15 protein-coding genes are annotated in these 23614 nt (G+C 72.4%); 9 read left to right on the plus strand and 6 right to left on the minus strand.

Annotated features, from left to right (window positions below; all coding sequences use genetic code 11):
- Positions 1-613 precede the first annotated feature (613 nt).
- Complete coding sequence (locus ABT025_RS30195) at positions 614-1480, plus strand: RNA polymerase sigma factor (RefSeq protein ID WP_351001449.1); 867 nt, start codon at positions 614-616, stop codon at positions 1478-1480.
- On the plus strand, positions 1480-2712 hold the full coding sequence (locus tag ABT025_RS30200) for a serine/threonine-protein kinase (protein WP_351001369.1): 1233 nt from the start codon (positions 1480-1482) through the stop codon (positions 2710-2712). Before ABT025_RS30195 ends, ABT025_RS30200 begins: the two co-directional genes overlap by 1 nt.
- Before the next feature lie 183 nt (positions 2713-2895).
- Here ABT025_RS30200 and ABT025_RS30205 read toward each other — a convergent pair whose 3' ends face one another.
- Positions 2896-3870, minus strand: a complete 975-nt coding sequence (locus tag ABT025_RS30205; RefSeq protein WP_351001372.1) for a L,D-transpeptidase family protein — start codon at positions 3868-3870, stop codon at positions 2896-2898.
- 227 nt (positions 3871-4097) lie between these two features.
- Between ABT025_RS30205 and ABT025_RS30210 the strand changes: the two genes are divergently transcribed.
- Both ABT025_RS30210 and leuE read left to right on the plus strand, forming a co-directional pair.
- Complete coding sequence (locus ABT025_RS30210) at positions 4098-5678, plus strand: acyl-CoA mutase large subunit family protein (protein ID WP_351001375.1); 1581 nt, start codon at positions 4098-4100, stop codon at positions 5676-5678.
- A gap of 188 nt (positions 5679-5866) precedes the next feature.
- On the plus strand, positions 5867-6535 hold the full coding sequence (gene leuE, locus ABT025_RS30215; protein ID WP_351001378.1) for a leucine efflux protein LeuE: 669 nt from the start codon (positions 5867-5869) through the stop codon (positions 6533-6535).
- Positions 6536-6542: 7 nt separating this feature from the next.
- Here the strand turns inward: leuE and ABT025_RS30220 are convergent, their stop codons facing one another.
- Complete coding sequence (locus tag ABT025_RS30220; RefSeq protein ID WP_351001381.1) at positions 6543-8660, minus strand: FUSC family protein; 2118 nt, start codon at positions 8658-8660, stop codon at positions 6543-6545.
- Between the two features lie 447 nt (positions 8661-9107).
- Complete coding sequence (locus ABT025_RS30225; RefSeq protein ID WP_351001384.1) at positions 9108-10541, minus strand: FAD-dependent monooxygenase; 1434 nt, start codon at positions 10539-10541, stop codon at positions 9108-9110.
- A gap of 61 nt (positions 10542-10602) precedes the next feature.
- Here ABT025_RS30225 and ABT025_RS30230 point away from each other — a divergent pair, with 61 nt between their 5' ends.
- Positions 10603-11271 carry a TetR/AcrR family transcriptional regulator C-terminal domain-containing protein gene (locus ABT025_RS30230; protein ID WP_351001387.1) on the plus strand — a complete coding sequence of 223 codons (669 nt, stop codon included), beginning with the start codon at positions 10603-10605 and terminating at the stop codon, positions 11269-11271.
- Positions 11272-11432: 161 nt separating this feature from the next.
- Here ABT025_RS30230 and ABT025_RS30235 read toward each other — a convergent pair whose 3' ends face one another.
- Positions 11433-13940 carry a YfhO family protein gene (locus tag ABT025_RS30235; RefSeq protein WP_351001390.1) on the minus strand — a complete coding sequence of 836 codons (2508 nt, stop codon included), beginning with the start codon at positions 13938-13940 and terminating at the stop codon, positions 11433-11435.
- Between the two features lie 306 nt (positions 13941-14246).
- On the opposite strand from ABT025_RS30235, the gene ABT025_RS30240 reads away from it, so the two are divergent.
- Together ABT025_RS30240 and ABT025_RS30245 are read left to right on the plus strand one after the other, a co-directional pair.
- Positions 14247-15803 (plus strand): hypothetical protein, encoded by a 1557-nt coding sequence (locus ABT025_RS30240; protein ID WP_351001393.1) that lies wholly within the window; start codon positions 14247-14249, stop codon positions 15801-15803.
- Positions 15800-18136 carry a glycosyltransferase gene (locus ABT025_RS30245; protein ID WP_351001396.1) on the plus strand — a complete coding sequence of 779 codons (2337 nt, stop codon included), beginning with the start codon at positions 15800-15802 and terminating at the stop codon, positions 18134-18136. Before ABT025_RS30240 ends, ABT025_RS30245 begins: the two co-directional genes overlap by 4 nt.
- 125 nt (positions 18137-18261) lie before the next feature.
- Here the strand turns inward: ABT025_RS30245 and ABT025_RS30250 are convergent, their stop codons facing one another.
- A complete protein-coding gene (locus ABT025_RS30250; RefSeq protein WP_351001399.1) occupies positions 18262-19650 on the minus strand; it encodes a polysialyltransferase family glycosyltransferase in 1389 nt (462 codons plus the stop codon).
- On the minus strand, positions 19647-20630 hold the full coding sequence (locus ABT025_RS30255; RefSeq protein ID WP_351001402.1) for a glycosyltransferase family 2 protein: 984 nt from the start codon (positions 20628-20630) through the stop codon (positions 19647-19649). The genes ABT025_RS30250 and ABT025_RS30255 overlap by 4 nt, the downstream gene beginning before the upstream one ends.
- Positions 20631-20850: 220 nt before the next feature.
- Between ABT025_RS30255 and ABT025_RS30260 the strand changes: the two genes are divergently transcribed.
- Together ABT025_RS30260 and ABT025_RS30265 are read left to right on the plus strand one after the other, a co-directional pair.
- Positions 20851-22200, plus strand: coding sequence for a DUF6716 putative glycosyltransferase (locus ABT025_RS30260; protein ID WP_351001405.1), 1350 nt, complete (start codon positions 20851-20853; stop codon positions 22198-22200).
- Between the two features lie 190 nt (positions 22201-22390).
- A complete protein-coding gene (locus tag ABT025_RS30265) occupies positions 22391-23614 on the plus strand; it encodes a cytidylyltransferase domain-containing protein (protein ID WP_351001408.1) in 1224 nt (407 codons plus the stop codon).

Raw genomic sequence — 23614 nt, forward strand, 5'->3', positions numbered from 1 at the left:
TCTTCGATCGCCCAGCATGCCGCCCCTCTCCTTCTGCGCCCTGACACACAGAAACGTCACAGCACACGGAAGCACCACCTCACCGGCCGGCCCCCAAACGGAACACGAACTCACCACCCGGCCCTCATCGGCACGCGGCCATGGAGCAGGGGTGCGTCTGCTGTAAGGACTTCGCCCGACGGGTCGCGAACCGCTCCGGCCCTCGACGCATCGCCCATGGGGTGGTGGCCGGTTTCGTTCGTGTGCCGTGCGGTGACGGTCCTGGTGCCTGATGCGTCGACGGTCACGTGCTGGTCGTCCGGAAGCCCCGTGAACCCAGTGAGCCGCGTGAGCCGCGTTCTTCCTGGCCAGAGAGGGTCAAAGGAAGACGACCGAGGCCGCCACCCCCCACAGGAGAGGCCCCGGTCGTCCTCCGCGGGGCCGCAGGACGACCCCGTACTCATCTCAGCGCCACGACTGCGTTTTCTGTCACACCGCACGGTGTCCGAAGAATGTTGCGGGTTGTACAAGTCATGGACGCGGTGCCCGCGAAGGACGTAGCGTGCTGAGTCGCGCAGGGTGGCGCGGCAGCGATGACCAGCTGCGATTCAGGACAGCAGGGCAGGTTGAGGGAGTGCTGGGGGACGACGCGGGGCTTACTGCCGCGGTGCTCGCGGCGCAGGACGGGGACGAGGACGCCTTCCGTGCTGTGTACCGCGCTGTGCAGCCGCGGCTGCTGGGCTACATACGAACGCTGGTGGGGGAGCCGGACGCCGAGGACGTCGCGTCCGAGTCGTGGCTGCAGATAGCCAGGGACCTCGAACGGTTCAGCGGTGACGCCGACCGCTTCCGGGGCTGGGCGGCGCGGATAGCGCGCAACCGTGCCCTGGACCATCTGCGGATGCGCGGCAGGCGGCCCGCCGTCGGCGGCGACGAGACGGAACTGTCCGAGAAGCCGGCCGGGTCCGACACGGCCGACGAGGCGATCGAGGCGCTGGCCACCAGCCGCACCATGTCGCTCATCGCCCAGCTGCCGCAGGACCAGGCCGAGGCCGTGGTGCTGCGCGTGGTGGTCGGTCTCGACGCGAAGAGCGCGGCGCAGACGCTGGGCAAGCGGCCCGGCGCGGTCCGCACCGCCGCGCACCGCGGGCTGAAGCGGCTCGCCGAACTGCTGCGGACGGATGGCTTGGGCGGCGTGGACGGCGTGGGCGGTGCCGGGAAACCGGGCGGCGAAGGCGGTCTGCGGGCCGTCGGTTCCGCCCCCGGCCCCGGCCCCGGCTCCGCGGAAGCGAACCGTCCGCGCGGCGACGGACCGGCCGGAGGCGTCGGTGCGCCGAGGGGGCCGGTCGACGGCACCGCCCCGGCGCGGTCCCCGCAGGGCAACGGGGCGGGCCGGACGGTGGAACTCGGCGCCGTTCCCGCGCAACGCCCCTCCCGCACCGGCCTGGTGGCGCCCGCCGGTGTGACGCATTCGCGTCAGTGGACGCAGAAGGACATGTGATGGCCGACGAGCAGCATGAATGGCTTGACAAGGCAGCGGCGGAGAAAATGCTCCACCGCCAACCGGTCGATCCTGCCGACGGCCGGCTCCGACAGGACGCCGAAAGGCTCGCGGCCGCTCTGGACGTCGTGGCCCGCTCCGCCCGCCCCGCCACCGGGGAACTGCCCGGCGAGGCCGCCGCACTGGCCGCCTTCCGCGCAGCCCGCCGTACCACCGCAGTGTCCGCCTCCGCGGTTCCGCTGCGCGCTGCCCGGACCGCCGGGACGGACGGCTCCACCGAGTCCGAGTCCGGGATGCTCGCCCCCGTACACATACGCTCGGCCGGTTCCGGCACGGCGTCCGGAGCCGCGGGTTCCCGCGGCCCCCGCCCGATGCGCTGGAGCCGGCCGATCCGCTTCGGTCTGGTCGCCTCCCTCGCGTGCTGCGCGATCGGCGGGGTGGCCGTGGCAGCCGGGACCGGGGTGCTGCCCGGTCCCTTCGGCCGCCACGCGCCCGCACCGGCCACCTCGGTGTCGGCCGCGGCGACCCCCGAGGAGCTGGGTTCCGGCCTCACCGCGGACGACGAGACGTCCGCACCGCCGCCCGGATCCCCGGGCGGCGACACCGCGATGCCGGGCAAGCCCGGTTCCGGCGGCGCCGGCGGCCCGGAGAGCGGCCGTCCCGAAGGCGACGGCCGCGCCACGGACGAGGACACCGGCGGCGAGGGCACCGGCGACGACCGGTCCGGCGGCACCGGGGACGCCCTGTCGGACGGTGCCGACGCGACGCAGGGCGAGAGCAGTCAGGACGGCCAGGCGGGCGACGGGACGTCCGGCAGCACCGGCGGCAAGACGCTCACCTGGTACGCCAAGACTCTGAAGGCCTGCCGCGCCTACCGCGACGGCGCGCTCGACGACGAGCGCAGAAGCCGCCTCGAAGCGCTGGCCGGTGGCGCCCGCAACCTCGACCGGTTCTGCGACCGGATGATCGACCAGGCCGACGGAACGAGCGCCGACGGAACGAGCGGCAGCGGTACGAGCGGCGGCGGGAAGGGCGACGACGGTCAGAGCGGCAACGACAACGGCGGCGACGACGACCCGGCCGGCAGTGACGGCTCGTCCGGTGGCGGCTCTGGCACCCTGCCCTCGATCCGCTTCTCCACGGCTCCCCCGGAGCCCTCGGCCACCGCCCTCGCCCCGGACTCCGGGTCCTCGCACTTCCCGGCGTCGGCGTTCTCCGGCGTGGCGCGCTGACGGTCCGCACCGCCCCACCACCACCGGGTGTGACGTTTTTCGGCCTGCGGGCGCAGTAATGAGTGAGCCGACTGGTCATCGGCAGCGCCCGGAGCCGGGGTTCCCCCCGTACCTACGGCTCGGCGCAAACGGCGCGGGCGGGACACGTTCCCCCGGTCCCGTCCGCGCCCCTCGTCCAGGACCTCACTTGTAGACGACGACCTTGTCGCCGTTGCGGACCTGGTCGAACAGCGAGGCGATCTTCCCCTCGTCCCGGACGTTGACGCAGCCGTGCGAGGCGCCGTTGTAGCCGCGGGCCGCGAAGTCCGACGAGTAGTGCACCGCCTGACCGCCGCTGAAGAACATCGCGTACGGCATGGCCGTGTGGTAGATCGTCGACACGTGGTGGCGGGACTTCCAGTAGACGGAGAAGGTGCCTTCGCGCGTCGGCGTGTACTGCGAGCCGAACCGCACGTCCATCGACGAGACGACCTTGCCGTCGATCATCCAGGACAGCGACCGGCTGTTCTTGCTGATGCAGATCACCCGGCCCGTCATACAGCGCTTGTCCGGCTTCGCGACCGGACGGGTGGTCGGCGGGTTCAGCTCGGCGGCCGTCGGCCGGTGCGTCATGCCGAGCAGCTTCTGCCAGGTGAGCGTGTCCGTCTTCCCTGTACGGGACAGTCCGCGCTTGCCCTGGAACGACTGCACGGAGGCGACCGTGACGGAGCCGTAGTAGCCCGTGGGGCTGCGGTCGAAGTGGCCGATCTGACGCAGCCGAGCCTGGAGCTCACGTACCTGCTTGCCCTCGGCGCCGCTCGCCATCAGCACCTCGGCCTGCGGATCGGCCGACGGCGAGGAAGGGGGCGAGGAAGGGGGCGCGGACGGGGGTGCGGAGGGGGGTGCGGACTCGGGGGTCGCCCCGGGTGTCGTCGTCGCCGGTGTGCTCGGCTTCGCGCTCGCGGACGGCGTGGCGGACTCCGGCCCGTTCGCGCCGGGCTTGGCGTCGTCGGTGGGTGAGCTGCTCGCCGGAGGGGCGGCCGACGCGCTGCCGGCGGGTTCCGCCTTGCATCCCGCGGTCACGGCGACCAGTGCCAGTACGGCGACGGCGGATGCCGCACCGGCCCCCCGGCCGCCTCTGTGCGCGTGGCCGCGCCCGGTCCTGCTGCTGCGTATCATCTCGGCCCCCTGAATCTGCGGTATCTCATGGGACGGATTCCCGCTCTGCCCGGTTGCCGAATCCTGCGCATGATGGGGAAAGCGGCATGGAGGCCCGGAGGATGTCAGGCATCGGGGCTGTGGGCAAGGTCCCGGCCCGGCCCGTCCAATGCTCGAGCACCCGCCGCTACAGTCCGTCGCGAAGACCATCGGCTGCCGGCGAGCAGCTTCAGCGGGAGGTGCAGCAGATGACACGCGAGTCGGAGTCGGGACTGCCCATCGAGCCGGTCTACGGGCCGGACACGCTCGACGGGTGGGACCCGGCGGAGAAGCTGGGGGAGCCGGGTGCCTACCCCTTCACGCGCGGTGTGTACCCGTCCATGTACACCGGCCGCCCCTGGACGATGCGCCAGTACGCGGGCTTCGGTACGGCCACCGAGTCCAACGCCCGCTACAAGCAGCTGATCGCCAACGGCACGACGGGCCTCTCCGTCGCCTTCGACCTGCCCACCCAGATGGGCCACGACTCCGACGCGGAGATCGCGTCCGGTGAGGTCGGCAAGGTCGGGGTGGCGATCGACTCGGTCGACGACATGCGCGTGCTGTTCGACGGGATCCCGCTGGACAAGGTCTCCACGTCCATGACGATCAACGCCCCTGCCGCGCTGCTCCTGCTCATGTACCAGCTGGTCGCGGAGGAGCAGGGCGTCCCGGCCCAGCAGCTCACGGGCACCATCCAGAACGACGTGCTCAAGGAGTACATCGCCCGCGGCACGTACATCTTCCCGCCCCAGCCCTCGCTGCGGCTGATCGCCGACATCTTCAAGTACTGCCGGGCCGAGATCCCGAAGTGGAACACCATCTCGATCTCCGGCTACCACATGGCGGAGGCCGGGGCATCGCCCGCGCAGGAGATCGCCTTCACGCTCGCGGACGGCATCGAGTACGTGCGTACCGCCGTCGCGGCCGGCATGGACGTCGACGACTTCGCCCCGCGGCTCTCGTTCTTCTTCGTCTCGCGTACGACGATCCTGGAGGAGGTCGCCAAGTTCCGCGCCGCCCGGCGGATCTGGGCGCGGGTGATGAAGGAGGAGTTCGGTGCGGAGAATCCCAAGTCGCTGATGCTCCGCTTCCACACCCAGACCGCGGGCGTCCAGCTCACCGCGCAGCAGCCCGAGGTCAACCTGGTGCGCGTCGCGGTGCAGGGGCTCGCCGCGGTCCTGGGCGGCACCCAGTCGTTGCACACCAACTCCTTCGACGAGGCGATCGCGCTCCCGACGGACAAGTCCGCCCGCCTCGCCCTGCGCACCCAGCAGGTCCTGGCGTACGAGACGGACGTGACGGCCACCGTCGACCCGTTCGCGGGCAGCTACGTCGTCGAGAAGATGACCGACGACGTCGAGGCCGCGGCCGTGGAACTGATGCTCAGGATCGAGGACATGGGCGGCGCCGTCCACGCGATCGAGCGCGGCTTCCAGAAGAACGAGATCGAGCGCAGCGCCTACCGCATCGCCCTGGAGACGGACAGTGCCGAGCGGGTCGTCGTCGGCGTCAACCGCTTCCGGCTCGACGAGGAGGAGCCGTACGAGCCGCTCCGCGTCGATCCGGCGATCGAGGCCCAGCAGGCGGCCCGGCTGGCGAGACTCCGTGCCGCACGCGACCGGGGCGCGGTGGACGCGGCCCTGGCGGCCCTGCGCAAGGCGGCCGAGGGCTCGGACAACGTGCTCTACCCGATGAAGGACGCGCTGCGGGCCCGCGCCACGGTGGGCGAGGTGTGCAACGCGCTGCGGGACGTGTGGGGGACGTACGTGCCGGTGGACGCGTTCTGAGGCGCACCACAAGCGCGGGACGTCGTTCGCCGTGCCCGACGAGGCGGCGTGGAGACGGAGCTCTCGGTGGACCGCCTGCGCGACGGCGACGGGGGCTGAGAGGGCCCTGCCGCGGAACTTCCGCCCCGGACTCCCGCCCCGGAACCCCCGGGACCGGGGCGTCGCACGCCCGTGCGACACTCCGTTTCATGCTGGGTGTCACCGACCTTCCGACCTATCTCGCCGGCCTCGTGCTCATCGTTCTGCTGCCGGGGCCGAATTCGCTGTACGTGCTGTCCGTCGCCGCCCGGCGCGGGGTGCGGACCGGCTATGTGGCCGCGGCCGGCGTGTGGACCGGGGACACCGTGCTGATGACGCTGTCCGCGCTCGGGGCCTCGTCCCTGCTGCAGACGACGCCCGTGCTCTTCGCCGTGGTGAAGTTCGCCGGTGCGGGCTATCTGACCTGGCTGGCGATCGGGATGCTGCGCGCTGCGGTGTCCATGTGGCGCGAGCGGCACCGCCGGGTGGCCGAGCTCACGGGTGAGACGGCGGACGGGACCGAGACCCCGGGCACCATGGAGCGGCCGTACCGGCGGGCGCTGGTGGTCAGCCTGTTCAACCCGAAGGCGATCCTGTTCCTGATCTCGTTCTTCGTGCAGTTCGTCGACCCCGGGTACGCGTACCCGGCGCTCTCCTTCCTGCTGCTGGGCACCCTGCTCCAGACAGCCAGCTTCCTGTACCTGTCGATGCTGATCTTCGGCGGCACCCGGCTGTCCGCCGCGTTCCGCCGTCGCAAGCGGCTCTCGGCGGGAGCCACTTCGGCGGCGGGCGTGCTGTTCCTCGGCTTCGCGGCGAAGCTCTCCCTCAGCAGCGTCTGACCGGGCCTCAGGGCTCCCGGGAGCTGCTCCCGGGCAGTCCAGGGGCTCCCGAGCGGGACGGTGGCGTCACGGAGGCCTCGATGTGGCCGAACTGATGGCCGAGGCTTGTCATCCACACCTCCAGGTCGACCGACAGTGAAGTCGGCGGGTAGTCGCCGGGGTGCGGTACGGGCGGCCGCGCGGGCACCGTTCGGCCGCCCAGCAGCGAAGCGATCCGGTCGGCCTCCACTTCCAGTGCCGCCGCCGTGGCGCGGGCCCAGGCCGCGGACGGGCCCGTCGTGCCGGCGCGCGGGCGAAGGCCGAAGCGGGGCAGCCGGTACGCGCCCATGAGCATGTGGCCGGCGGCGATGAGTACGGCGTGCCAGTCGGGGCCGGCCTCCTGGGAGGCGCCCGGGGCCTCGCTCCGGTACTGCGCGTACGCCGCCTCGGCAAGGCGCACCTTGTGCAGGCTCGGCAACGTCTGCACGGTCTGCACGGTCTGCGTCGACGAGCCCGGCGGGGTCAGCAGCGTCTCCGCGGTCGGGGGCACCATCCCGCCGCACGAGCGCAGCAGTCCGGCCATGGCGCGGCGGACTTCCCTTCGGGCCCCGGCCGGCCAGGCCAGCAGCCCGCACACCAGGCCGATCACGCTGCCGGTGACGACGTCGATCATCCGTGCCTCCGACAAGCGCCAGGTGACCGGCGACATCTGGGCGAACGCGGTGGCCACGACCAGGGTGAACGCTCCTTGCGCGAACGCGATCCCCAGCAACGGTCCCAGCGAGAACCCCACCAGCATCGCGGGGGCGAGCAGGGCGGCGTACACATCGGTGTGCGGGCCGACCCCCGTCAGGAGGGCCCCCGCCACGAGAGCCCCCACCGCATTGCCGGCCACCGACAGGCGAACCGTCCGCCAGGTCGCGCCCACGGTCGTACGCCCGAGGGTCAGCACGGCCAGAAGCACCCAGAACCCGTGGGCCAGGTCGAAGGAACCGGCCACCAGCCGGGCGGCCGCCAGGGCGAGCGCGGTCCGTACGGCGTTCTGGAAGACCACCGACCGGAACGTCATGTTGCCGAGGACGCGGTGGGCCCACAGCCTCGGTGTGGACAGCTCCGCGTACCAGAACAGATCGGGCGGGGCGGCCGGTGCGGTGGGCCGGCCGTTCACGGCGATGTCTGCGGTGACCTCCACGATCCGGGCCGATTCGGCCAGTGCCAGCACCCGCGACTGGCGCTGCAGCACGGCGGTCGGGGGCATGTCGCCGGGCGGGCCCGACACCAGACGGACGCGTTCCTCCTGGAAGCGCAGCATCGCCTCTTCCAGTGCCCCGGCCAGGGGCGGGTGGCTGCCGGTACGCAAGAACCGCGCGCATGCGGTGCAGACCGCCGCGACCCGGCCGAGGAGGGCGGCGGACGCGTCGTCGGCGGCTCCCGGTGTCGCTTCGGCGAGCGTGGCCAGCTGTTCCAGGAGCCGGCGTACCGAGCGGCCGGCCTGATCCAGCGCGCGGTCCTTCCGGCCCGCGCCGGCGGGTCTCTCCGCCGGCGGGATGTGCGACAGCCGCAGTTTCGATCCGGCCTTGCGCAGCTTCTCGGGCGGGACCTCGCCGCGCGCGGCCCCGACGGCTGCCGTCCCGAGCGCGCGCGCCAGCCGTTCCCGGTAGGACGCGGCGGACGGTTCCGGCAGGAGCACCTCGCATGCGGCGAGGAGCAGGATCCCCGTGGTGAGCCCCAGGAGCCGGGCCCCCAGCGAATCGGGGGCGTAGGGGGGAAAGCAGGCGAGGATGTAGAAGAGCTGAAGACCGGGCCCCGTTCCCGCCGGTCGCGGGCCTGCCACGGCCGCGAACGTCAGCAGGAACCCGACGGCGAGCACGCCGCCGACCGCCGCCCAGGTGTTCACCGCGAGGACCGTTCCCAGGGACGCCAGCGCGAGTGCCGCGGGAAGCGCGCACAGCATGACGGATGCCCTCTGCCGGCCGGATCCGGGGATGGCGGAGAGCAGACCGAAGGCAATGGGCGCGAAGAGCGCGTAGAGAGCGGCGATCGGCTGCTCGGCGGCGTACAGCAGCGGGTAGAAGCCGATGCTCACCGCCAGCGTCACCCGGACGGCTTTGCGCAGCGCCGCCGCCTTGTCCACGCCGGCGCTCACGCGCGCACCTCGCACGTGCGGGTTCTCTCGCTCACGCGCGCACCTCGCACGTGCGGGCCCCCTCGGGCGTGCGGGTCCTTTCACACGCCTTCGCGCGATAGGCGTCGGACCTGGGACCTCTCGTTCGGATCATGCCGGGCTCGCGGGGTGATCCGAACGAGAGGACCTGACCGGTGCAGGGCGCAGAGCGCGGCGTGCCGGTAGCGGTTGTGCGCTCATGCCGCCCGCTCCTCTCGGTCTGGGCCGCACCACGCAGGCTCGCCGCGTGGTGCCTCCCGCCATTGTTGGTCAGTGCGGAGCCGCCCGCGCGCGGGCCGCGGGGAATGGGCGAGGGGCGCGCCCTCCGCGCGGGCGGGTGCCGGGGCGCGGGCGAGTGCCGGGGCGCGGGCGATCGGGTCGGTCGGGCAGGGCGCCGGTCGCGGGCTCCGCACCGACGAACGCGGGAGTTCAGCCGCGCCCGAGGCCGAGACCCAGCGGGGCCAGATACTCCGCGAGGCCGGTCGCGTCCTCGCCCGCCCAGCCGATGTAGCCGTCGGGCCGGACCAGGAACAGCCCCTTGCCGTATGCCTCGTAGGCGGCCACGCGGTGCACCCTGACCTGTGAGCCGGTGAACTCCGGCAGCTCCGCTTCGGTGCCGACCGCCAGCAGGGTGAAGTGCGGGCCCCGGAAGACGTCGAACAGCCGCCGCTCGCCCGCCGGCCCGTCGGGGGCCCGGTCGCCGGCCTCCAGAGCGCCCGCGCGGCCCACCGACAGCGGGCCCTCGCGGTACCCGAGGCCCAGCTGCTGGGCGGCCGCGCCCCGCTCCTGCTCGCCGCGGTGGATACGGGTGGACAGGCCGAGCATCTCGGCGGCGACGGGGCGGCGCTCCTCCTCGTAGCTGTCGAGCAGGGCGGCTGGCGCCCCGTGGCCCAGCACCTGGCCGAGCTTCCAGCCCAGGTTGTACGCGTCCTGCACGCTGGTGTTGAGCCCCTGGCCGCCCGCGGGGGAGTGGACGTGGGCGGCGTCCCCGGCCAGGAAGACCCGCCCGTCGCGGAACCGGTCGGCGAGCGCGGCGCGCGGGCGGAAGTCGGAGGCCCAGAGCACCTCGGTGACGTCCTGCGCGTCCAGGTGGGTGCGTTCGGCGACGACTGCGCGCACCCCCTCCGGGGAGATGTCCGGCTCGCCCTCCTTGAACTGGGCGACCAGCTGGAAGTCCACGGTCCCGGGCAGCGGGCACAGCGTGATGAACCCCGAGTCGGTGTTCATCATGTGCCAGTTGAGCCGGTCGAGCGCGTCCTCGGCCACCCGCACGTCGGCCACCAGCATCGGCGCCGGGTCCACCGTCTCCCCGGTCATCGCGAGGGACAGCGCCCGGCGCACGGTGGAGCGCCCGCCGTCCGCCGCGACCAGGTAGGAGGCGCGGACCGGGCCGGTGCTCAGCTGCGCGGTGACCCCGTCCGCGTCCTGGTCGAGGCCGGTCAGCGCGGTCGAGAGGACGACGTCGCCGCCCAGCTCGCGCAGGCGCGCCAGCAGGATCTCCTGGGTGCGCCACTGCGGCATCATCCACGGCTCCCCGTAGGGTTCGGCGTCCGTCGGGGCGGCCACCCGGAACATGTGGTGCTCGCCCATCCGCTCACCGTTCCGCCAGGCCATCCCGACGGGCGCGGGACCGCCGTGCTCGCGGACCGCGTCACCGACCCCGAGGTTGTCGAGGACCTCCCGGGTGCGGGGCTGGATGCCCTTGCCCCGCGAGCCGGGGAAGAGGGCGGGCGCCTGCTCGACGAGGAGGGCGGGGACGCCGCGACGGGCCAGGTCGCAGGCGAGGGCGAGGCCGCAGGGACCCGCGCCGACGATGAGGACCGAGGTCTCCCGGACAGTTTCCTTAACATCGTTAAGTTCCATGGTCCGGAGTCTGCGCTTAACGCTGTTAAGTTGTCAAGGCGGGGGCTGTTAACTTGGCGAGGTGGGTACGACGAAGATCGACCGGTCCCGGGTGGCCGACACGGCGCTGCGGCTGCTGAACGAGGTGGGCCTGGACGGGCTCAGCCTGCGCGCCATCGCCAGGGAGCTGGACGTCAAGGCGCCCGCGCTCTACTGGCACTTCAAGGACAAGCAGGCGCTGCTCGACGAGATGGCCACGGTGATGTACCGCCGGATGCTCGACGAGGGTCTGCCGGGCCCGACCCCGGAGCGCTGGCAGGACCAGCTCGTCGCGTACAACAGCGGGCTGCGCAGAGCCCTGCTGCGCTACCGCGACGGGGCCAAGGTCTACGGCGGCGCGAAGTTCACCGGAACCGAGCACGCGGACGGGCTCGAGGCGCATCTTCGGACCATGGTCGACGCGGGCTTCGAGCTGTGGCAGGCCGTGCGGGCGGGCACCACCGCGTACTCGTACACGATGGGCTTCGTCAGCGAGGAGCAGGGCGTCCGCCCGATGCCGGACCAGCAGCGCGAGGGCTTCGACATCGGTGAACGCGCGGAACGGCTGGCCCGCTACCCGCTGGCCGCCGCGGCCGGCGCCGAGATCTTCGCCAACTACGACGAACGCTTCGAGGACGGCCTGCGGCTGATCATCGCGGGCATCGAGACGCGGTACGGAGCAGGCCGGTCCGGCACTGTTGGCGGGCAGTGAGGCCGATCCCGCCCCGCCGCAGCACGGTCACGCGATCCCGCCCTGCCGCAGCACGGTCACGCGAGCCCGCCCTGCCGGGGCACGTTGAGGCTGCGCTCCCCCTGCCGGTGCGCGGCCGGGCCGATCCCGCCCTGCCGTAGCGGCGCCCGGTGCCTTCGTCGCTACGGTCGTGCGCGCCGCCGCCGTACGCGCGTCAGGGCCGCCGGTCCGAACGCCACGGCGAGCAGTGCCGCCAGTGCGGCCGTCCCGGCAATCGTCCCGGCCCGCAGCCCCGGCGGCCGGAAGGTGCAGTCCACCGAGGTCCGGTCGCCGCCGACCGGCACCGCCACCAGGCCGAGGTACGAGTCGGCCGGACGCCCGTCGCAGCTCCATCCCGCGATCCGGGGCGCGGCCAGCACGGCCACCCCCCGCGTCCGCGGCGGGAGTTCGGCGTGCACACCGGCGCCCGAGACGGTGACCCGCGTCGCGCCCGTGTGCTTCAGCTCCGCCACCGCCGAGGCGAGGCGCCCCGGATCCAGGCAGCCGACGGACTCGTGCGGGACGGTCCCCGCCCTCTCCACCCGGAGCGTCACGGTGATCCGGCCCGCACCCGCGCCCAGCGGCAGTATCCCGGCACGGCGTGCGGGCATGTCGCCCCGGACATCGGCCGGTTCACCGGTCGCACCCAGCCGGGCGGTGCCGAACAGGTCGGGCGCCCACAGGAACACCTGGCTGCCCGCGGGGCACATCGCCTCCAAGGCGTACGTGCCGGGCTTCGCCGCGTAGGTGCTCGTGTTCCTGTCGGTGGCGGCGCTGCCGTCCGCGGACCGCAGCGCGGTCGTGGGCAGCGTGTACACCGAAGCGCCCAGCACCTTCTCCTGATTGCGGAACGGCGAGCGCCCCCACCCGGACGAACCGGACCCCGACGGCCGCACCGTCACCAGCGGCGGGACGTCCTGCCGGGACACGGTCACCGGCCGCCGGTCCGGGCGGTTCCAGACCTGATGCGGATCGCGCGGCATACGGACCCGGGCCCCGACCGAGAACACCGCGTCGGTCACCGGGTTGTCCAGGCTCTGCAGCGCGCGGCCCCGCGAGGTCCAGCCGGCGCCCAGCGCGAGGAAGGTGCGGGTCGTCACGTCAGGCGTATGGCTGCTGTAGTAGGCCCCGCCCTGCCCGCCGACCAGCATCGGATCGTTGGCTGTGCTCTGTTCGAGGCCGGGGTCGGTGCGGTAGCGAGGCCAGCCGTCGGCGGCGGCGACCGCAGCGGACTGGAGGCTCTGCCGCTCGCCCCAGGGGGCGTAGTCGTCGAGCCGGTTCAGCCGCTGCCGGTCGGCGTACGCGGTGGTCGCGGCGGCCTGCCCGGCCTGCGCACCGACCAGCAGGAGCACCGCGAGCACGACGAACCTGCGGCTGCGGACCAGCGCGAGACCGCAGACGGCCGCCACCAGTCCGGCGGCGAACAGCGGATAGGTCCACCGGGTGACCAGTTCGCTGGGGGCGGCGGCCGCGGCGACCAGCACCAGCACCCCGCCCCCGCCCAGCAGCGCCCGCCGGTCCGGCCAGGCATGGGCGACGGAGGTCCAGGCGGCGATCACCACGATGCCGGAAAGGACGAACGTCTGCCGGAACGGGCTCCCGTTCGGCGTCGCGAAGGCGTGCCAGAGCAGATGCGTGGGCCCCCACTGCAACGACAGCGCGACCACTGCCACCAGCCCCGGCCACACCCACCGCTCGGTGCGCGGCACGGCACGGTGAAAGGCCAGCGCACAGGCCAGCAGCAGCGAGCCCGTGCCGAGGAAGACCGCCGGGCTGAAGAATCCGTACGTGGCAGGCAGCAGCCGGGCGGCGACGTCCGGCCAGGCGGCCGGGGCGAACTCCCGGGTCCAGCCCGGGTAGGCGTGCCGCGTCCCCAGGAACACCGGCACCAGCACCGGCGCCGCCAGCCCGATGCCGATCAGCACCGTCCGCACCGCGCGCACCAGCCCCCGGACCCGCTCACGCGACGTCCCGTCCTCCAGCAGCAGCCGTACCACCAGCACCAGGGCAGCCCCGAGCGTGGCCATGTACGCGGTGTAGAAGTTGGACACCCAGGCGAGCGTGACCAGGAGCGTCCCCAGCACGGGGCGCCGCGCGGTGCGCGCCCACTCGCCGGCCAGGCAGAGCAGCGGGAAGGCGATCAGTCCGTCCAGCCACATCGGGTTGTACGCGGCCTCGACGACCGACCAGCCGCACAGCGCGTACGAGGCGCCGAGCACCGCCGCCAGCCACTCCCGGCCGCGCCCCCGGCGCAACGCGGTGAGCAGCCAGGTCATGGCCGCCGCTGCCGCCCCCGTCTTCACCAGCGTGACCACGTAGACGGCCAGGTCGATCCGGTCCCTCGGGAACACCCCGACGAGCAGGGCGAAGGGGCTGGTCAGGTACGTACCGAGGTCCGGCAGGAAGCTCGTGCCGAAGCCCGACTGCCAGTTGACCAGCAGTCCGCCGTCCGCCCGCCCGTGCAGCAGGTCCCAGAGCCGGGCGTGGAACGGTACGAACTGATTGCCCAGGTCGTTCACGCTGCGGGTGTGCAGGCCGAAGGGGTAGCTGCGGGCCACCGCGTCGCCGGCGCAGACGGTCGCGACGGTGAGCACGGCGGCCAGGGCGGCACCCCGGCCACGCGGCGATCGGAGAATCGACGGAGTCCTCATGATGGGTCGAATATGCCATCGAGCATCGCCAGATCCCGCGGGCGAAAAGGTGGTTCATCCGATGGACCGCCGGCCTTCACGCGGCCGTACCCGCTCGGTCATCCGGCGCGGACGGTGGCCGGGAGGCCGGGCCGGCCGGTGCCCACGGACGGAGGGCGGCAGTTTTCCGTGCTGACAGGGCGAGTTCATGTTCCGGCCGTTCAGGTTTCCTAGCGTGCTACGGAACCACGAACGGTTGACGAACATCCGTACCTCCCTCTCTTCCTACGCCCCTTCCCCCCACGGGCAGCAGACGCTTGGAGCGCCATGACGAAAGCCCGCACCCGTTGGCCACGGCAGCGTGACGCGGAGGAACCGACACCGCCCGACGGCGGCACGTCCTCCCTCACCACCGTCCGCCCGACGGAACTGGAGACCTGTCTGCGCGCCTGCGCCGCGCACAGCGGGAAGCTGGTCGCCGGCCTCGACCGGCGGCGTGCGGCGCTCGCCGAGGCCCTGCGGAATCTGCTGGCCACCCACGCGACCATGGAGCAGCCGTCCTCCGAGGCAGCCGCCCCGCTCCCGCTGCTGCGGCGCGCCGGCAAAGGCGGGCCGGCCTCCGCGCTGGTCATCGGTGACCAGCTGCTCGACCCCTTGCTCGCGGTCGGCTCCAAGGCGCTGGACTGCGGCTACGACGACGAGCTGAAGCTCGCCGTCCTCATCACCGACACCGTGCTGACCCAGCGCAAGAAGTCCCGGGCGGCCTGGCGGCTGCGGGCTCGTGTCCTGGAGGCGATCGGCGCGGAGAGCGCCGCCGTCGAGGCGTACGAGCGCTACCTGGCCCTCACCGACGAGGACGGCTTCGGGGTCGCGGCGAAGACGGCCGGGCTGCGGGCAGGCGCGGAGTTCCAGAGCGAACTGCTGCTGAAGCTGGAGCAGAGCTGCCCCGAGGCCGAGGGCTTCGCTGCGGGGTCGGTCACCGACACCTGGGCCGAGGGCCTGGCACTGTACGGGCGCGGGGACTGGAGCCGGGCGCGATCCCGGCTCATCGGCGCGCTGCTGGCCCAGGACCGGGCGGGCGCGCCCGTGCCGGAGATCCAGGAGGCCCTCAGCCAGTACGTCGGCCTCGCGCTGGAGGCCGGCGGCGCGCCCGGTGGTGGCGGCGCTCCCCGCACAGGCGCCGGCCACGGCGACCTCACCTCCCTCACCGGACTCATGGAGCTCTACGCCGGCCAGCGCCGGGCCCGGATGCGTGGCCCGGTCGGCGATCCCACCTTCGGCGACGTCGAATGGACGACGCTCGGCGAGTTCCGCAACCGCATCGCGGGGAAGTCGATCTGTCTGATCGCCAACTCGCAACGTGTCGGCACCGGTTCGATGGGCGCGGAGATCGACGCGTACGACCTCGTCGTCCGCTTCAACTCGTACCGGATCGACCCCGCGGCGACCGGCAGCCGTACCGACATCCACGCCACCATCCACAAGCACGGCTTCAACTGGGACCAGAAGGTCCATACCCGGCTGGTCTTCGGCGGGGTCTCCGGCGACTGGAAGTACTCGCTGCGCAACCGGCTGGTGCCCGGCGCGCAGCAGTACCTCGGCGACGAATCCCTGCGCTGGCCGCTGCGCAACATCGGCAGGGTCGGCACGGACGTCTGGCCGGCCATCCCCACCAGCGGATTCAACATGCTGTGGCTGCTGGACCACCTGGACGTCAGCTCACAACTCGACCTGATCGGCTTCGACTTCTACGAGAGCGGCGCCTACCGGCTGCCGGCCGCGATGAAGATGCCCATCACCTCCGTCCACGAGTACACCAGCGAAAAGGCGTGGGTCATGGAACGCGCCCAGAGCGTCACCGATACGAGGATCCGACTGCGATGACGACGACGCCCCCTGCCGCACCCGCGCCCCACGCCCCCTCCAACGCCCTCACCGGCAAACGCCGCGTCGCCTTCGCGAGCTTCGTGGACGAGAACTACCTGCCCGGCTTCCTCGCCCTGCTGCGCAGCCTCGCCCTGTCCAACCCGGGGGTCTGCGAGGACTTCATCGTCCTGCACGACGGGCTCCGCCCCGCATCCGTCGCACAGATCCGGGCGCTGCACCCGCGCATCGACTTCCGCCGGGTCGATGCCGCGCGCTACGACACGTACGCCAAGGGCGACCAGGACAACTACCTGGTCCGCAAGGCGTACTTCATCCTCGACGTCTTCCGGGTGCGCGACTACGACACCGTGATTACCCTGGACACCGACATGGTGGTCCTCGGTGACCTGGGCGACCTGCTGAGGCTGCGCGACGGACTTGCCGCCGTTCCGCAGTTCTTCTACGGGCAGCACAAGCTCAACAGCGGGCTGCTGGTGATCCAGCGCGAGTACCTGAGCGACGAGTTCTGCGCCAGGATCGACGACGTGGGCCGCAAGGGCACCTACGAACTCGACAAGCACGACCAGGGCATCCTGAACGCCGTGCTCGACGGCGACTTCGTGCAGCTCGACGCCCGCTACAACTTCGTCAAGCGGCGGCTCTCCGGCGACCTCCCGGTGCCCGACGCCACCGCCATCCTGCACTTCACCGGCCGGCACAAGCCGTGGCAGGGCGGCGAGGCCGGCTACGGCCGGGCCGAGGACCGCTGGCGTGAGTTCGAGCTGTCCGACGCCGCGTTCCACGCCGCGTACCTGGCGCTGCCCGGCGCCAAGCACCACGACCTGCTGGTGCACTACGGCACCCCGCACGTCCGCCGCACCGCCGACCCCGAGAGCGCCCGCAAGGTCGCCCTCGCGCACATCGGCGCCGGTGAGTACCAGGAGGCGGCCGACATACTCGGCGGCGTCCGGATCCCCGTCGACGAGGCCTGGCCGCACGAGGTGCTCGGCAACGCGCTGCTGAGCGTCTCCCGCTACGAAGAGGCACGCGCGCAGCTTCTGCTGGCCACCGCTGCCCCCAACCGGGCCGCCACCGCCTTCTCACGCCTCGCCCAGATCGCCTGGATCCACGGCGACGACACGACCGCCGCGCAGTACGCCCTCCAGGGGCTCGGCGTCGACCCCACCCACCGGGCGAACCGGCTGATGTACAAGCGCACCAGGGACGCCGAGACCCCCGTGGAGGGGCCGGCCGACGAGCAACTCGCCCACGTCGCCTTCTACATGGACCGGCAGGGCAACGCCGGTGACAAGCTGCTCCCGGAGAGCGTCCGGCTGGCCTTCGGCCGTGACACCGGCCCGGCCCGCTGGCACTCCGTCCACGCCCACCGGCTGTTCGACGAGGCCGCCCTGGAACGCGTCAACGCCCGCCGCGGACTGGTCATCGGCGGCGGCGGGCTCTTCATCCCGGACACCGCTCCGAACGGCAACAGCGGCTGGCAGTGGAACGTCCCCGACGAACTGCTGGAGCGGATCGACGTACCCGTCATGGTGTACGCGGTCGGCTTCAACGCCTTCGACGGCCAGGCGTACGGCCACGGCCGCGACCGGTTCCTCTCCTCGCTGCGCAAGCTGGTGGAGCGCTCCTCGTTCTTCGGGCTGCGCAACCACGGCTCGATCGAGAAGGTCCGCGAGCTGCTGCCGCCGTCACTGCACGACAAGGTCCGCTTCCAGCCCTGCCCGACCACCGTCACCCGGCAGCTGGTGGACGGCTGGACCGACCCCGCACAGCGCGAGGACACCGTGCTGATCAACGCCGCGTACGACCGCTCGGGGCTCCGCTTCGGCCACGACTACGCGCACTTCCTCGCCGAGATGGCCACCGCGGTGAAGGGGCTCGGTGCCCATGCCGAGGTGAAGTGCGTGGCCCACTCGCTCGACGACGAACGGATCGCCTTCGACCTGCGGCGCGAGCACGGCATCGCGCTGCCGGTGATCCCGATGTACGACTTCGGGAACGACGAGATCCGTGACACGTACGCCAGGACCAAGCTGGTCATCGGGATGCGCGGGCACGCGGGCATGATCCCGTTCGGCTGTGGCACGCCGGTCATCAGCCTGATCTCGCACCCGAAGATGGCGTACTTCCTGGCCGACATCGAGCGGCCCGAATGGGGCATCTCCGTCCACGACCGGCACCTCGGGGCCCGGCTCGTGGAGCGGGCGGCCGGGTTGCTCGACGACCACGCGGCAGCGGTGGCCGATGTGCACGGCCGGCAGCAGGAACTGTGGAAGGTCACCGAGGCGAACGCGGCGGACCTGCGGTTCATCCGGGCGGGCGTGCGCGTCTGACGGTACGGGGGCGGGGGCGGGTGAGCCGGCCGGTTCACCCGCCCCGCCGCCGTGGAAGCCCTGCAGCGAGGGCCCCGTCCGGATCCAGTGACCGGACGGGGCCCTTCACCTGCCGGGACCGGCCCTCACCCCAACGCCGCCCGCTTGAACGCCCGGGCCCTGCGCGCAACCCTTCGCAGGGCCCGGCTGCGCGGGATGAAGGAGAGCTGGGCGGGGACCGCCCCCGGCAGGGCCAGCGTCGTCAGACGGCGGCGCTTGAAGTAGCGCCGGGTGCGGTCGTTCAGATGGTGCGCGAGGTAGTGCTCGGCCGCCGGGCGCAGGTCCGGGTAGATCTGGGGCTGCATCGCGAAGCCCACCGCCGTGAGCAGCGGGGAGACCTGCTCGGCCACCCGGTCCGCGGAGGGCGGCGACCACTCGCGTACGGCCTGTGCGTCGCCCAGATCCGGCAGCAGCGCGTCGACCAGCGTCACCGGCACCCGGTTGCTGTTCTGGTACGGGGCGAGCCGGTCCAGCAGCAGGTCCGTACCGGTCCTGGCGACCGGCAGCCCGTAGAACGCGGCCGCCGTCAGGAGCGCGGTGGAGAAGCAGCCGACGACCAGTGCCGGCCGCATCCGCTGGTACAGCACCTCCGCGAGCAGGGATGCGCCTGTCGCGCCGGAGCGGCCGGAATCCCTTTCCAGCACGGTCAGTTCGGCGCCCAGCGCGCTCGCCTCGGCCACCATCGCGTGCGCCCACTGCTCCGGCGCGGTGGGATGCGGCTTGAACACCAGACGGGTGTGCCCGAGCGCGACGGCGCCCCGGATCATCCGCAGGTGCAGTTCCTCCTCCTGCGCCGCCTCGATCAGTCCGAGCGCCGAGAGGTACTGGCCCAGCAGCAGTGCGGGCGCCTCCACGGGCGGGACCGCGACCGGCAGGTCGGCGAGCTCCGCGAAGACCTTCAGCAGGTGGTCCGTGCTCAGCGTCTCCGGCTCCACGCCGAACTCCGTGAGCAGCAACGGCTTCAGCCCCGGCACCAGATCGGGATGGAGCAGCCGGCGCACCCGGGTGCCGATCAGCGGGTCGATCTTGTTCCTGGTCGGGCCGTAGCTCATCAGGCCGTCCGCGTACACGTCGATCGGTGCGGCTGTGAAGATCTGGCAGATCGACAGGGACGGGCTGACCTGGATCGATTCGACGACCAGCTCGACACGGTCGTCGCCGAGTCCCCACACGAGGCGCAGATGGCGCTCCCACAACGGCACGTCGTCCGCCCGCGGTTCCCAGGCGCCGGGGTGGAAGGGCGCGATGGCCTCGTTCCATGACAGCACTCCGTCGAAGCGCACGCGCAGCGCTTCGAAGCCGGGCATCGTGTCGACGGACGGGGACGTCTCGGGGATCGAGGCGTTGTTGCAGAGCAGGAGGAGCGAACGGTCGGCGGCCCCGAAACGGCCGTCGTCCATCGCGGCGGCCAGCGTGGCCACGCCGTAGAGGGTGGAGGCGACGAAGACGCGCGTGGTGCGCACGGTGGTGCTCATGCGGCAGCGACCTCCTTCGCGGTGTGCGGGCGGCGGCGCAGCCGGCGCAGCAGCGTCGCGCGCTGCCCGTCCATCGAGTCCAGCGCCTCGTCGAGTACCTGTTGCGGCATGCGCTTCAGGGCCGCCGAGCTGAGCGACTTCAATGTCCGGGCCACAGAGGGTTCGAACCTTTCGATCGAGCTGTTGTGATGAGAAATGACGGCGCAATACGTCCGTACGGCCTTCGGCAGCAGGACATCCGCGTCACGGTCCTCGGCCGTTTCCCGTACGACCTGGTCGAACGCCCGGATGAAATCGAGTTGGCGTACGTCGCCGATCTGGGTCAGTGAGGTGGAAACCCCGCGCCGGTAGAAGAGCCCCAGCATTCCGGTCACCGCGAAGGATTCCGCCTGCCGGTGCAGCCGCCAGATCCACGGCCGGTCCTCCGCCGTGCGCAGCCCGTCCGTGAAATGCAGCAGGCCGCGGTCCAGCAGTCTGCGGTGATAGATCCCGGCCCAGGCGTACGGGTAGTCGACCATCGTGGACCGGGTGGCGGGCAGGATCGCGGCGCGGGGATCCAGGGTCACGTCCCTGAGGCCGTGCGGTGCCCGCTGCACGGTGCGCGCCCGGGCGTGGGCCTGGACGTGGTCCGTGCGGACGAAGTCGCAGGACAGGCTCTCGGCACGGGCCAGGAGTTCGGTGTAGTAGCCGGGCGCAAGCCAGTCGTCGCCGTCCAGGAAGGTGATGTACTCGCCGCGGGCCGCGTCCAGACCGGTGTTGCGTGCGGTGGCCAGCCCGCCGTTCCGTTCGTGTCCGAGCACCACCACCCCCGGAATGTCCTCCTGGGCGCGGTGCAGGATTTCCGGCGTCCCGTCGGTCGAACAATCGTCGACGAGGATGAATTCGAAGTCGTCGCGGGCGTTGGCCAGCAGACTTCTGAGGGTGTCGGGCGCGTATGTCTGCACGTTGTAGAACGGCACGATGACGGAGAGCTTAACCACTCGCATCACGCTAGTTCCGGGCCGCGCATTCGTTCTTTCGGCTGTGCAGACGGTGGGTGAACGGCGCCCGTCGGATTCGTTAACCGGTAGGCCCGTAAGGGAATTCCTCTTCGCCTTTCAACGAGCCGGGCAGCCGGTTCGGCAATCGTCGGCGGGCTGTTAACCCGCTGTTGCTGTCGCGTTGGGCTGTCCACCCCCGGGCCTTCCTAACGTCTGGGACGTGCCCCCACGTACCGAAAAGACGACCACCCTCCGGGTAGCCGTACTCGCAGACTCCGACACCCGATGGAAGTGGGGCGCGCTCACCGCGCGCCGGCTCACCACGGGCGACGGAAGCGCGTCCGCGCCCCGTGCGGAGATCAGCGGACTGCTGCTCCGCGGCCGGGCCACGCCGACGCCCCGCCAGCTCGCCGAGGTCGGCGACGTCGGCATCGACACCGACCGGGTGCGCGAGGTGACGGCCGTCGAGTTCCTGCACACCGTGCGCGACGAGGGATACGACCTCGTGGTCCTCGCCCTCGTCGGCGGCGCCGTCCAGGCGATGCTGCACGGCCTCGCCGCACTCCGGCTGCCCGCCCGGCCCGTCGTCGTCACCGGCTACGTCGGCGTCGTCTACGAGAAGCTCGCCGACGGACTGCTGCTGCGGCACGGAGCCGACGTCGTCCTCGCCAACTCCCGCCACGACGCAGAGCGTTTCCGCGACGTGTACGAGGGAGTGGGCGCCGACGCCTCGGCCGTCACGGAGGCCGCCCTGCCGTTCCTCGGCGGCGCCCCGCACGCCCCCGAACAGGGCCGCGACACGGTCGTCTTCGCCGCCCAGCCCTCCGTACCGGCCTCCCGCGCCGACCGTACGTACCTGCTGCGCCGGCTCGTCGAGCACGCCAGGCTGCACCCGGGGCGCGACGTGCTCCTCAAGCTGCGCTCCAAGCCCGGTGAGCACACCACGCACATCGAGGAACTCCCCTACCAGCGCCTCGCCGAGAGGCTGCCCGGCGGACTCCCGCCCAACTTCCGTCTCGTGTACGGGCACATGGGCGAGGTCCTGGACCGCACCGACCTGCTGGTCACCGTCTCCTCGACCGCCGCCCTGGAGTCCCTGCACCGGCGCATCCCCACCGCGGTCCTCACCGACCTCGGGGTGCGCGAGACCCTCGGCAACCACCACTTCGTCGGCTCCGGCCTGCTCACCTCCTGGGACCACCTCGACGGCGGCGCCCATCCGGTGCCCGACGCCGAGTGGCTGGCCGGCCAGGGCGTCGCGGCCGACGGCACCTACGCCACGGCCTACGACACCGCCCGCACCCGGGTCGCCGCCCTGCTGGCGCAGGACCGGCTGCCGGACCCCGCGCCCTACTACACACCCGCCACCGCCCCCGGCTACCTCCCCGGCATCCTCGCCCGCCACCACCTGGCCCCCGACGGCCACCCGCTCCCCGGCGCCGCGGCCCCCCGGGAGGCCGGCCGGGTCAGGGGAGCGGTGCGCGAGGCGGTCCGCGACGCGGCCCGGGGCGCGTACCGCCACGGCGTCCAGCGAGTCGCCCCGGTCATCCGACGGATGGGCGAGCTGTGAGAACCACGAAGAGGGACCGGCAGCCGGGTGACGGCATCGCGGGGCCGGTCACCCGCATCTGCGGCGGTGTCGTCGGTCGACGACGCCCCGCGTTGCCTCCCTCCTCCGCCCCGCGACTGCACACACCCGGCCCCGCTCCTTCTTCCACCCCCCGATTGCCGACCCCTCCAAGCCACTCACTGGAGCAGCGATGACGCAGCCCACCGTGCTAGCCGTGATCCCCGCCCGCGGCGGATCCAAGGGCGTACCCGCCAAGAACCTCGCCCAGGTCGGCGGCGTACCGCTGGTCGTCCGCGCGGTCCGTGCCTGCCTCGCGTCGAGCGAGGTCACCGACGTCGTCGTGACGACCGACGCCCCGGCCGTCGCCGAAGCGGCCCGCGCCGCAGGCGAGGCGCTCGGCGAGGCGGCCCGGCTGCACTGCGTCCAGCGCCCCGAAGCGATCGCGGGCGACACCGCGACCAGCGAGGCCGCCGTCCTGCACGCCCTCGACACCTACGAGGCGGAGCACGGCCGGACCGTGGACGTGGTCCTGCTCGTCCAGTGCACCAGCCCCTTCGTCGCACGCGAGGACATCGACGGAGTCGCCGCCGCGGTCGCCCGCGAGGGCGCCGACACCGCCGTCACCGTCGCCCCCTTCCACGGCTTCCTGTGGCGCGACGGCAGCGCGGTCGAGGACCACAACTACGGTGTCAACCACGACAAGGCCGTCCGCCCCCGCCGCCAGGACCGCCCCGAGGACCTCCTCGAAACGGGCGCCGCCTACGCGATGGACGTGGCGGGCTTCCGCACCCACCGCCACCGCTTCTTCGGCCACACCGCCCTGGTGCGCACCGACCCCGCCCGGGTCCTGGAGATCGACGACCCGCACGACCTGGCCCGCGCCCGCGCCCTGGCCCCGCTCCTGGACCCGGCACCGCTGCCGACCCGCGAGGACATCGACGCGGTCGTCCTCGACTTCGACGGCACCCAGACGGACGACCGCGTCCTCATCGACTCCGACGGCCGCGAGACCGTCGCCGTCCACCGGGGCGACGGACTCGGCATCGCAGCCCTGCGCAAGGCCGGACTGCCGCTGCTGATCCTCTCCACGGAACAGAACCCGGTCGTCGCCGCCCGCGCCCACAAGCTCCGCGTCCCCGTCCTGCACGGCATCGACCGCAAGGACCTCGCGCTCAAGCAGTGGTGCGACGAACAGTCCATCGCCCCCGAACGCGTCCTGTACGTCGGCAACGACGTCAACGACCTCCCCTGCTTCGCACTCGCCGGCTGGCCCGTGGCCGTCGCGAGCGCGCACGACTCGGTACGCGCCGCAGCGCGCGCCGTGACCACCACCCCCGGCGGATTCGGCGCCGTCCGCGAGATCGCGGCCTGGCTGCTCGGACCCACCCTCACCACTCCCACCCCCACCAAGTAA

It is taken from the genome of Streptomyces sp. NPDC002809 (assembly GCF_040295435.1).
Lineage (GTDB): Bacteria > Actinomycetota > Actinomycetes > Streptomycetales > Streptomycetaceae > Streptomyces.